The sequence below is a fragment of the Streptomyces sp. MP131-18 genome, assembly GCF_001984575.1.
In the GTDB taxonomy this organism is placed as follows: Bacteria; Actinomycetota; Actinomycetes; order Streptomycetales; family Streptomycetaceae; genus Streptomyces; species Streptomyces johnsoniae.
In genome coordinates this window covers 4991427-5002256 of the sequence record NZ_LZNS01000001.1, presented here as the reverse complement: position 1 = coordinate 5002256, position 10830 = coordinate 4991427, and the positions used below count along the sequence as shown (strand labels likewise).

10 protein-coding genes are annotated in these 10830 nt (G+C 73.6%); 6 read left to right on the top strand and 4 right to left on the bottom strand.

Going from position 1 to position 10830, the window contains the following annotated elements; translation table 11 throughout:
• Nucleotides 1-78 precede the first annotated feature (78 nt).
• Nucleotides 79-1392: a diaminopimelate decarboxylase gene (locus STBA_RS22710; protein ID WP_077061009.1), complete on the top strand. Its 1314-nt coding sequence runs from the start codon at nt 79-81 to the stop codon at nt 1390-1392.
• 48 nt (nt 1393-1440) lie between these two features.
• On the opposite strand, the gene STBA_RS22705 is transcribed toward STBA_RS22710, so the two are convergent.
• Complete coding sequence (locus STBA_RS22705; RefSeq protein ID WP_077061008.1) at nt 1441-2289, bottom strand: MurR/RpiR family transcriptional regulator; 849 nt, start codon at nt 2287-2289, stop codon at nt 1441-1443.
• Between the two features lie 78 nt (nt 2290-2367).
• On the opposite strand from STBA_RS22705, the gene STBA_RS22700 reads away from it, so the two are divergent.
• Nucleotides 2368-2799: a hypothetical protein gene (locus STBA_RS22700; RefSeq protein WP_077063515.1), complete on the top strand. Its 432-nt coding sequence runs from the start codon at nt 2368-2370 to the stop codon at nt 2797-2799.
• Between the two features lie 386 nt (nt 2800-3185).
• Here STBA_RS22700 and STBA_RS22695 read toward each other — a convergent pair whose 3' ends face one another.
• Nucleotides 3186-4568 carry a cystathionine beta-synthase gene (locus STBA_RS22695; RefSeq protein WP_077061007.1) on the bottom strand — a complete coding sequence of 461 codons (1383 nt, stop codon included), beginning with the start codon at nt 4566-4568 and terminating at the stop codon, nt 3186-3188.
• A 134-nt stretch (nt 4569-4702) separates the two neighbouring features.
• On the opposite strand from STBA_RS22695, the gene STBA_RS22690 reads away from it, so the two are divergent.
• From STBA_RS22690 to STBA_RS22675, 4 genes are all read left to right on the top strand, one after another.
• Nucleotides 4703-5710, top strand: coding sequence for an SGNH/GDSL hydrolase family protein (locus STBA_RS22690; RefSeq protein ID WP_077061006.1), 1008 nt, complete (start codon nt 4703-4705; stop codon nt 5708-5710).
• A 111-nt stretch (nt 5711-5821) separates the two neighbouring features.
• Nucleotides 5822-7042, top strand: a complete 1221-nt coding sequence (locus STBA_RS22685) for an acetyl-CoA C-acetyltransferase (RefSeq protein ID WP_077061005.1) — start codon at nt 5822-5824, stop codon at nt 7040-7042.
• Between the two features lie 247 nt (nt 7043-7289).
• On the top strand, nt 7290-8189 hold the full coding sequence (locus STBA_RS22680) for a hypothetical protein (protein WP_077061004.1): 900 nt from the start codon (nt 7290-7292) through the stop codon (nt 8187-8189).
• 5 nt (nt 8190-8194) lie between these two features.
• Nucleotides 8195-8554: a hypothetical protein gene (locus STBA_RS22675; protein WP_077063514.1), complete on the top strand. Its 360-nt coding sequence runs from the start codon at nt 8195-8197 to the stop codon at nt 8552-8554.
• Between the two features lie 305 nt (nt 8555-8859).
• On the opposite strand, the gene STBA_RS22670 is transcribed toward STBA_RS22675, so the two are convergent.
• On the bottom strand, nt 8860-9717 hold the full coding sequence (locus tag STBA_RS22670; protein ID WP_077061003.1) for a Bax inhibitor-1/YccA family protein: 858 nt from the start codon (nt 9715-9717) through the stop codon (nt 8860-8862).
• Between the two features lie 284 nt (nt 9718-10001).
• Nucleotides 10002-10823 carry a pectate lyase gene (locus STBA_RS22665; protein WP_253194923.1) on the bottom strand — a complete coding sequence of 274 codons (822 nt, stop codon included), beginning with the start codon at nt 10821-10823 and terminating at the stop codon, nt 10002-10004.
• Nucleotides 10824-10830 lie beyond the last annotated feature (7 nt).

Genomic DNA, 10830 nt, shown 5'->3' with positions numbered 1-10830 from the left:
CCCCCCCCCCCCCCCCCCACTCCCCACCCGTTCCCCACCCGCTCCCCGACCGTGCGCCGGCCGTGTTTGGCTGGAGGCATGGTTCTGCCCTCCCGACGCGACCTGGCCGTGCGCGCGCTGCTCGCCCGGCACCCCCTGACCGACGACCAGCCGCTGGCCGCCCTGCTCGACCTCCAGGGCGTCCGCGACGCGGCCAACGACCTCCACGCCGCTTTCGACGAGGTGACCGCGCCCGGCCGGCCCGTGCTGCACACCTTCGCCGTGAAGGCCGGTTCGCTCGTTCCCGTCCTGCGGCTGCTCGACGGGTTCGGGATCGGCTGCGAGGTCGCCAGCCCCGGCGAGCTGGCCCTGGCCCGCGCGGCCGGACTGGCCGCCGACCGCATCGTTCTCGACTCCCCCGCGAAGACCCCGGCCGAGCTGGCCGAGGCCCTGGCGCTCGGGATCGCGCTGAACGCGGACAACCCGCAGGAGCTGGCCCGCCTGGACGCGCTGGTCGGCGCGGGCCGCGAGCCCGCCGGGCCGGTCGGCCTGCGCGTCAACCCGCAGCTCGGCGGCGGCACGATCGACGCGATGAGTACGGCCACCGCCACCTCCAAGTTCGGCGTGGCGCTGGGCGACCCCGGCGCCCGCGACTGGGTCGTCCGCGCCTGCACCGACCGCCCCTGGCTGACGCGGCTGCACTGCCACGTCGGGTCCCAGGGCATGGCCCTTGAACGCATGGCGGCGGGCGTGCGCGCCACCTACGAGCTGGCCGAGGAGATCAACGCGGCGGCCGGGCGCCGCCAGATCGACACCCTGGACATCGGCGGCGGCCTGCCGGTCAACTTCGGCTCCGACGAGGTGACGCCCACCTTCCGCGACTACGCGCGCCTGCTGCGGCGCACCGTTCCCGGGCTGTTCGACGGCAGGTACGGGCTCGTCACCGAGTTCGGCCGGTCGCTGCTCGCCAAGTCCGGCTTCATCCTGGCCCGGGTGGAGTACACGAAGTCCGCGGGCGGCCGGCCCATCGCCGTCACCCACGCGGGCGCCCAGGTCGCCGTGCGCACCGTGTTCGTTCCCGAGTCCTGGCCGATCCGCGTGGCCGCCTACCACGCCGACGGCCTGCCGAAGCGGGACGGCCCCCAGGTCCGGCAGGACGTGGCGGGCCCGTGCTGTTTCGCCGGCGACCTGGTGGCGCGCGACCGGCCGCTGCCCCGGCTGGTACCGGGCGATCTGGTGGCGCTGCTCGACACCGGCGCGTACTACTTCTCCAATCCGTTCGGCTACAACGCGCTGCCGCGCCCCGGGGTCTACGGGTACTCGGCGGACGGCGAGGGCCCCGCGGTCCTCACCACGCTGCGCCGCCCGCAGACCGTGGAGGAGCTGGTCGCGGAGTACGGCGGGGACTGCTGAACGCGGCGGGGCCGGGCGTGGCCGGCGGGAGCGGGGCGATCGGCGGGCTCAGCCGAGGAACAGGCCCCGTTCCGCCGCCCGGGCGTCGAAGCGCTCCAGCCGGGACTGGGCATCCGGCAGGGCGTCGCACATGGCTTCCAGCACGGCGCGGCCAAGCAGCGCGGGCGCGCAGGCGGTGTCGAACGACAGGCCGGTGCCGACCCCGGCCGAGAGCAGCAGGTCCCCCGGCCCCGCGACGGGCGCGACCGCGCTGTCGGCCACGGTGACCACGCGCAGGCCCGCGCCCCTGGCCACGGCCAGCGCCTCGGCGGCCTCGCGCGGGTGGCGGGGCAGCGCGAAGCACAGCAGCGCGCTCGCCCCCGCGTCGGCGGCGGCCTCGATGCGGTCGGCGAGCACCGACCCGCCCTCGGTCAGCAGCCGGACGTCCGGGTGCACCTTCGCGGCGAAGTACGCGAAGCCGCCCGCCTCGGCCGCGGCGGCCCGCAGGCCGAGGACGGGCAGCGGGCGGGAGGCGGCCAGCAGACGGCCCGCCTCCTCGATGCGGGCGGTGTCCGCGAGCGCGGCGGCCAACTGCCGCAGGTGGCCGATCTCGGCCAGAACGGCGCGCTGGTAGACGTTGGCCGGCGGGCCGGCGTCGTCGGGCCCGGCCGCCGCGCGCCCGTCGCGCAGGCTCTCGCGCAGCCGCCTGCGCAGCGCCGGGTACCCGTCGAACCCGAGGGCGACGGCGAAACGGGTCACCGACGGCTGGCTCACCCCGGCGAGCCCGGCCAGCTCCACGCTGGACAGGAACGGCGCCTCGTCGGGCCTGCGGATCAGGCACTGCGCGATGCGGCGCTGCGTCGGTGTCAGCCGGTGGCCCTCGAACAGCCGGGTCAGCCACGCGCTCGCCTCACTCATCTGCATAATTCTATGCAGTCGAAATGGGGGGTTACCCCTAGTGCGACGGCCGCGGCGGCACCGTACGGTGGCGCCATGATGAGTGGTCGTGATTCCGAGCTGAATCAAGATTCCGACCTCAGAAGGGATCTCGAAGCCGCCGTGCAGACGCGCAAGGAGCTCGGTGAGACCTACGAGTCGGAGCTCGTCGATTCGTTCCTGGAAAAGGTGGAACAGCGCATCGACAGTACGGTGGACAAGAGGGTGCGCCGGCAGCTCGCAGAGCAGCAGATGGTGATTGCGCGCGGCGGGCGCGCGCCGCAGGGCCCGGGCGACGGCCACGGCCCCGGCGCGGCGTTCGGCCTCGCGGCACTCTCCCTCGTCCTGGCGATCCCGCTGTCGGCGATCGCCGCGGTCCAGACGGGCCTCGCGGGTCTGCTGACCTGCTGGGGCGGCATCGTGGGCGTGAACGCCTGCTACGTCGGACGGCACGTGCTGCGCCGCGACAAGGGCTCCGACGACTGGGACTGAGCCGGGCTGATCCGGGCTGATCCGGCCCGCGGGGCCCCCGCGGGCCGCGCGGAAAGGCAAGCGGAAAAGCAATTGGCGGGGACCGCCGCACCCCGGTGAGTCCACCAGGGGCGGGACGACGGCGGTCCCCGCGGGGACACGGGCCGGGTCGGGGCCTCGTGTCCGGGCGACCAGGGAGGTCCGGGAGCCGCTCCGGAGGTCCTTGGTGCCAACACCTGTACTCTGCACGGCTGGTGTTAACGACGCGTTGCCCAGCCGTGACGCTTCAGAATCTCTTGCCCGTCGCGCCGTCGTCCCCACCGCGTAGTGTGCCCAGGGTCACATCGGCTATGCCCTTCTCCTCCACCGCACGCCGGCCGGCTCCCCTGGGCGAAGGGGGCGCCCGCTCAGCGTTCCGTGGCCAGGAACGAGAGCAGGTCCTGCCGGCTCACCACGCCCGTCGGTTTGCCGTCCACCAGGACGACCGCCGCGTCCGCGTCCTGGAGCACCGCCATCAGGTCGGCCACCGGCTCGCCGGAGCCGACGTGCGGCAGCGGCCCGCACATGTGGCGTTCCAGCGGGTCGTCCAGGGCCGCGCGCTGCGTGAACAGCGCGTCCAGCAGCTCCCGTTCGACCACGGAGCCGACGATCTCGGCGGCCATCACGTCCGGGTGTCCCGCGCCCGGCTTGACCACGGGCATCTGCGAGACGCCGTACTCCCGCAGCACCTCGATGGCCTGGCCGACCGTCTCGTCGGGGTGCATGTGGACCAGGGAGGGCAGGCCGCCCGCCTTGTGCCGCAGCACGTCGCCGACCCGCGTCTGCGGCCCGCCGTCCTCAAGGAAGCCGTAGTCGGCCATCCACTCGTCGTTGAAGATCTTGCTGAGGTAGCCGCGCCCGCCGTCCGGCAGCAGGACGACGACCACGTCGTCCGGGCCGAGCCGCCGCGCCACTTCCAGGGCGCCGACCACCGCCATCCCGCAGGAGCCGCCGACGAGCAGGCCCTCCTCGCGCGCCAGCCGCCGCGTCATGCGGAAGGAGTCGCGGTCGGAGACGGCGACGATCTCGTCCGGCACCTCGGAGTCGTAGGCCGTGGGCCAGAAGTCCTCGCCGACGCCCTCGACGAGGTAAGGGCGGCCGGAACCGCCCGAGTACACGGAGCCCTCCGGGTCGGCGCCGACGACCCGCACCTTGCCGCCGCTGGCCTCCTTGAGGTAGCGGCCGGTGCCGGTGATGGTGCCGCCGGTACCGACGCCGGCGACGAAGTGCGTGATGCGGCCCTCGGTCTGCTTCCACAGTTCGGGGCCGGTCGTCTCGTAGTGCGAGAGGGGGTTGCTCGGATTGCTGTACTGGTCCGGCTTCCAGGCGTCGGGCGTCTCACGGACCAGGCGGTCGGAGACGTTGTAGTACGAGTCGGGGTGCTCGGGGTCGACGGCCGTGGGGCACACGACGACCTCGGCGCCGTACGCACGCAACACGTTGATCTTGTCCGTGGAAACCTTGTCCGGGCACACGAAGATGCAGCGGTACCCCTTGCGCTGGGCGACGATGGCCAGGCCGACGCCGGTGTTGCCGGAGGTGGGCTCGACGATGACGCCGCCGGGCCGCAGTTCGCCGGAACGTTCGGCCGCCTCGATCATCCGCAGGGCGATTCGGTCCTTCACCGAGCCGCCGGGGTTGAAGTACTCCACCTTCGCCAGCACGGTGGCCTCGATGCCCTCGGTCACGCTGGTCAGCCGGACCAGAGGGGTGTTGCCGACAAGGTCGATCATCGACTCGTGAAACTGCACCTGGATCTCCGCATATCAAGGGCGGGTTCGTCCGCCTGCCGGAGAGCACCCTATTGCGTTGCGCGGGCTGCCGTGGTGGGCACCACACAAGTGGAGGCGTGCGACGGTCGGGAGGGGTCATGTCAAGGGCGAGGGTGGCACGGAGGATTGCGACGGCGGCGGCCTACGGAGGCGGCGGGATCAGCCTGCTGGGCGGGGCGGCGGCCGGTCTGCTGTTCACCGAGATGCGGTACGCGCGGCGGCACGTGGCCCGCTCGCCCGCGGGGGAGCCGCCGCTCGCGGACGGCGTCTACGGCACGGCGTTCGCGGCCTCCGCCGGGCCGCCGTGGCGCCTGGCGATGCTGGGCGACTCCACGGCCGCCGGCCTGGGCGTGCGCCGCTCGGGGCAGACGCCGGGAGCGCTGCTGGCCTCGGGGCTCGCGGCGGTGTCGGAGCGGCCGGTGGAGCTGCACAGCGTGGCGCTGTCGGGGGCCGATTCCGCGGATCTGGAACGGCAGGTCTCGCTGCTGCTGACGGAGCCGGGGCGGGCCCCGGTGCCGGACGTGTGCGTCCTCATGATCGGCGCGAACGACATCACCGGCCACGTGCCGCCGGCGCGTTCGGTGAAGCATCTGGCCGACGCGATCTCGCGGCTGCGCACCGCGGGCTGCCAGGTCGTCGTCGGCACCTGTCCTGATCTGGGCTCGGTCGAGCCGGTGGGGCAGCCGCTGCGCTGGATCGCCGGGCGGCTGTGCCGCCAGCTCGCCGCCGCGCAGACCATCGCCGTCGTGGAGCTGGGCGGGCGGACGGTGTCGCTCGGCACGCTGCTCGGCCCGGAGTTCGCGGCCAATCCGCGGGAGTTGTTCGGTCCCGACCGCTACCACCCCTCGGCGGAGGGCTACCAGACCGCGGCGATGGCGATGCTGCCCACGCTGTGCGACGCGGTGGGCGCCTGGCCGGTGGAGGAACGGGCCGAGGCGGCGCGCCGCGAACGGCTGCTGCCGGTCGCGGACGCCGCGGCGGCGGCGGCCGCCGAGGGCGGCACCGAGGTCAGCGCGGCGGGCGGCGAGGGGCGGCGGACGCTGGGGGCGATGCTGCGCAGGCGCCGCAGGCGGCCACTGCCCGCGGCGGACGAGGGGATCACGGCGTCCGCGGGCACGTGACACCGTTACTACTTACGGGTAACTTCAAGAGGGGGCCACCCCGCAGGACCGCACCACGAGCCGGGGCCGCGCCGCAACGCGGGCCCCGCACCGCCGCCCGGAGGTACCGCCGTGCCAGAAGCAGTGATCGTCTCCGCCGCCCGCTCGCCCATCGGCCGGGCCGGCAAGGGCTCCCTGAAGGACCTCAGGCCCGACGACCTGACCGCCACCGTCATCCAGGCCGCCCTCGACCGCGTGCCCGCGCTCGATCCGGCGGACCTGGACGACCTGCTCCTCGGCTGCGGACTGCCCGGCGGCGAGCAGGGGCACAATCTGGCGCGTGTGGTCGCCGTCCAGCTCGGGCTGGACGGGCTGCCCGGCGCCACCGTCACCCGCTACTGCGCCTCGTCGCTCCAGACGACCCGGATGGCGTTCCACGCGATCAGGGCCGGGGAGGGCGACGCGTTCGTCTCGGCGGGCGTCGAAATGGTGTCGCGGCGCGACCGCGGCACCTCCGACGGCATGCCCGGCACCCACAACCCGCTGTTCGCGGCGGCGGAGGCGCGCACCGGGGCGCGCGCGCAGGGCGACGCGCCCACGTGGCGCGACCCGCGCGAAACAGGGGAACTCCCCGATGTCTACATCGCCATGGGCCAGACCGCGGAGAACCTGGCGCAGCGCGAGGGCGTCACGCGCGAGGAGATGGACGCGTTCGCCGTGCGCTCGCAGAACCTGGCGGAGAAGGCGCTCGCCGACGGCTTCTGGCAGCGCGAGATCACCCCGGTGGCCACGCCCGACGGCGCGCTGGTCGCGGCGGACGACGGGCCGCGCCCCGGCGTGACCCTGGACGCCGTGCGCGCCCTGAAGCCGGTGTTCCGCCCCGACGGCCTCGTCACCGCGGGCAACTGCTGCCCGCTGAACGACGGCGCCGCCGCACTGATCGTGATGTCCGACACCAGGGCGCGCGACCTCGGCCTCACGCCGCTGGCCCGCATCGTCGCGACCGGCGTCTCCGCCCTCTCCCCCGAGATCATGGGCCTGGGCCCGGTGGCGGCGACCCGGCAGGCGCTGGCGCGCGCCGGTATGACGATCGACGACATCGATCTGGTCGAGATCAACGAGGCGTTCGCCGCCCAGGTGCTCCCGTCCGCCCGCCACCTGGGCATCGACCTGGACCGGCTCAACGTGAACGGTGGCGCCATCGCGGTCGGTCACCCGTTCGGCATGACGGGCGCCCGGATCACGACTACGCTGATCAACTCCCTGCAACGGCACGACAAGCAGGTCGGTCTTGAGACCATGTGCGTCGGTGGCGGGCAGGGCATGGCCATGGTGATCGAGCGACTGTCCTGAACGTGGCACGAGGTGCGCACGGTAAGGAAGTGACCCGCGTCACCCGGTATATACGGGCGATACCGAAGCGGCCCCGGGATGTGATCCATGCCGGTTCCGCAAATGAAGCCGCAGGTCAAGAGCCTGCGGGGGGCGCGTTCCTGACCAAAGACCTGTCCAATTCATGACGTTATGCACTGCACGCCGTGGCCGCGCCCCGGAAACCTGAGATAAGAAGTCAGGGACCAAGACCACTGGGAGCGAGTCCGTGAGCGCCATATCCGTCATTCTGCTGGTGGCCGCAGGCACCGCCGTCGTCCTGGGCGCCCTGGCCCTGCACACCGCGCGCGCCCTGCGCGCGGAGCTGGCGGCGCTGCGCGGCGACCTGACCCGGCGGGCCGCCGTGCCTGCCGCCAGGTCCGTGCCACGGGCGGAGATCCGCGGCGCGGTCGCGGAGGCGCTGGCCGAGGAGCGGGAGCGCGAGCTGGCGGAGGCCCGAGCCTACTGGGCCGAGCAGGAGGCCAGGGAGCACGAAGGCCCGGGCGCACTGCTGGCCGGGCGGGGCCTCGGCTACGAGGTCGCCGAGGCCGACGAGGAGCTGCTCGACGCCCTGCTGGAGCGCTACCTGCTCAGCGACTCGGGCTTCCCCGCCACCGGCCGCGACGGCACGCCGGCCGCCGCGCGGCCGACCGCGGACGAGCCCGCGGAAGGCACGGCCGAGCCCGCGCAGGAGGCCGCGGACGGCGGCGAATCCGCCGAGCTCGCCGCGGCCCGCCGCCGCCACCCCTCCCACCCCGGCTACACGCTCTCGGGCGAGCCGACGGGCCGCGAGGCGCCCGGCAGGCCGGGCGGCGAGGAGCACCGGCGCACCGCCGAAGGGCTCTCCCGGCTGGCCGAGGCCCGCACCCCACTCGCCGACGTCCGGCACGGACCGCTGGGCACGCTGGACGTCTTCCTCTTCGCGGACGGCACCACCCTCTGCCTCTCGCCCAGCCACCAGGAGGCCGCCGAACAGCTGGCCGCCGCCGTCCGCGCCGGTGAACAGCCGGTCCTGATGGGCGGTTCCGGCGTCTCCGGCGCCTACGCGCTGACGTTCGCCTGCGGCCAGGACAGCGTCTACCTGCTGGCCGACCGCGTCGTGACCACGTCCCACCGCGGCGGCGAGTGACCGCGGTGACGGACGGGACGGCACGGCAGGACGGAACGCAGGACGCCGCGGCGCTCGACGCGGCCGTGGAGGCCGCGGCGGACCGGCTGCGGACCCTGCCGGAGAGCCGCCTGCGGCGCGGCGCCGCCGCCGCGGGCCTCGGACTGGCCAGGGAGCTGGCGCGCCGCGCCCAGCGGCTCGAACGGCCGCAGGCGCCCGTCAAGGAGCTGCCGGACGCGGGGATCTACTCGGTCGGCGACCAGCTCGCGGTCGCCGGGCACGACCTGGCCGCGGCGCTGCGGACGGCCGGCGCCACGGACCCTGCGGCGGCCCGGCACGAACTGGCCGCGGCCCTCGCCCTGATCCGCGCACACGCCGAACGCTGAGCACCCGGCCCGGCGGCCCTCGGACACCCCACACGTCGCTCAGCAGCGGGCCGCCGGCGACCCGACGGCCCACGCGACGGAAAAGCTTTCGCACGAAAGCCGTGGGCCCGGGAGCGACGCCAACCCGGCCCGGCCCTCGGACACCGCGCACCGCTCAACAGTCCAGGGACCGGCCAGGGAGCGCCCGGAGGGCCGGGAGGGCCGGGAGGGCCGGGGCGCACACACGGGGGCCCCGGCGGAAAATCTCCGCCGGGGCCCCATGCCGTCAGCTGCCCGTGCGCTCAAGGCCGGGCGGCACGGCTGCGTCACTCGCCTTGCAGGATGGCGACCAGCCGCAGGAACTCCAGGTAGATCCACACCAGGGTGAGGGTCAGCCCGAAGGCGGCCATCCACGATTCCTTCTCCGGGGCACCGTAGGCGATGCCGTCCTCGACCATCTTGAAGTCGAGCGCGAGGAAGCAGGCGCCGAGCAGCACACCGGCGATGCCGAACAGGATGCCGAGACCGCCGTCCCGCAGACCCAGGCCGTTGCCGCCGCCGATCATGGCGACCACGAGGTTGACCAGGGAGAGCAGGATGAAGCCGACCGCGGCGGCCAGCACGAACTTGGTGAACCGGGCGTTGACCCGGATGATCCGCTGCTTGTACATGAACAGCACACCGGCGAAGACCGCCATGGTGCCGATCACGGCCTGCATCGCGGCGCCTGGCGCCACCGCATTGATCGCACTGCTGATGGTGCCGAGGAACAGACCCTCGGCCACCGCGTAGGACAGGATCAGCGCGGGGGACGCCTCGCGCTTGAACGACTGCCACAGCCCGAGGCCCAGCGCGACCAGCGCGAAGACGAACCCGAGGGCGAGCGGCATGTCGGTGACCCAGGCGACGGCCGCGAAGGCGACCACGGTGCCCAGGGTGAGCGCGGTACGGGAGACGACACTGTCAATCGTCATCACGCCGGCGCGCGGGGGCGCGGCCGGCGGCACAGCACCGCCGTGGGGACCCACCTGCGGCTGCGCATACGGGTTCCCCGGCTGCGCGTAGGGGTTGGTCGGGCTCCCCGCGTACGGATTCCCGGTCTGCGGCTGCCCGGCGTTGAAGCCGGCGTAGCCACCGTCCCGACTGAACCCCCGACGCGTGAAGACCGGGTTGCTGCTCCTCATCTCACTCCTCCATGGCCGCACGGCACGACCTTGACTACCAGAGTAATGCGTTAGCAAAGACTGCACGGTAGTGCACTCGTAGAAACGAGCGAAAGGGGTGTGTTGGTTCCCTGGGCGCCATATCCCCCGCAGTCGCCGGAGAACGGACCAGCGCTCCCTGCCGCCGCATTCCCTGACCAGCCTGAACGCCGGCCGGGCCCCGGTCATTCCCGACCCGCGCGGCCCGCACCCGGTGACCCGTTCGGATGATCACCCGCGCGCGGACCGCTGCGGAACGCGGGACCTTACTGGTAGCTGATGTCCGACTCGTCGTACAGACAGTGCGTACCGTCCGGGCCCGAGCCCGACTCCTCGGGCTCGTCGCCCTCGTCGTTGCCGATGTACCGCTGGCACACGGTCATCTCGTCGTCGCCGACGATGGTGATGTTGCTGAAGGTCGCCGTGTCGCCGTAGTTCTCGTTGATGCCGGCAATGGTGTTGCCCGGGGCGGTGGCCGTGACGCCGTCCAGCACGATCGTGCGCTCGGACATCGACGAGCAGTTGCCGCAGGAGCGCACCAGGGTGCCGAAGTCCTCGGCCGCGAAGCCCGAGATGTTCAGCGTGCCGCCACCGTTGAACTGGAGCACCTTGTCGTCGGCGCCGACCGCGCCGCCGCCGACGACGTTGTACGTCGAGCCGTTCCGGAAGGTGGCGGCGTCCTCGCCGACGTCCTCCCAGTAGACGTTCTCCAGGGTGCAGTCGCCCTCGCAGTGGATGCCGTCCGCACCCGGAGAGCCGATGATGACGTTGCTGAGCGTGGCGCCGTCGCTGACCTCGAAGACGGGCAGCTGGTCCTCGTCCTGGTCGCCGCCGCCGAGCCCGTCACCGGGGGTGTAGCGGGCGCCGCCGCCGTCGAAGTCCTCGGTGATCTCGATGGTCTCCTCGACCACCTCGTCGGCGGTGGCCGCCGGGATCTCGACGACGGAGGCGGACGCCGGTGCGGGGCTTTCTGCGGCGGCCGTCTGGGCCAGGGCGGTCAGCCCGGTGGTGGCCAGGGCGCCGGCGAGGAAGACGGCGGCCAGCCCGCGGCCTCGCCTCGTGGTGCGATTGCGATGCACAGTTCGCACGGTGTTC

What these genes read in the sequence shown, in the direction of transcription:
- STBA_RS22670 (WP_077061003.1), bottom strand. Translation starts at nt 9,717, where the DNA reads ATGAGGAGCAGCAACCCGGTCTTCACGCGTCGGGGGTTCAGTCGGGAC.
- STBA_RS22700 (WP_077063515.1), top strand. Translation starts at nt 2,368, where the DNA reads ATGAGTGGTCGTGATTCCGAGCTGAATCAAGATTCCGACCTCAGAAGG.
- STBA_RS22710 (WP_077061009.1), top strand. Translation starts at nt 79, where the DNA reads ATGGTTCTGCCCTCCCGACGCGACCTGGCCGTGCGCGCGCTGCTCGCC.
- STBA_RS22705 (WP_077061008.1), bottom strand. Translation starts at nt 2,289, where the DNA reads ATGAGTGAGGCGAGCGCGTGGCTGACCCGGCTGTTCGAGGGCCACCGG.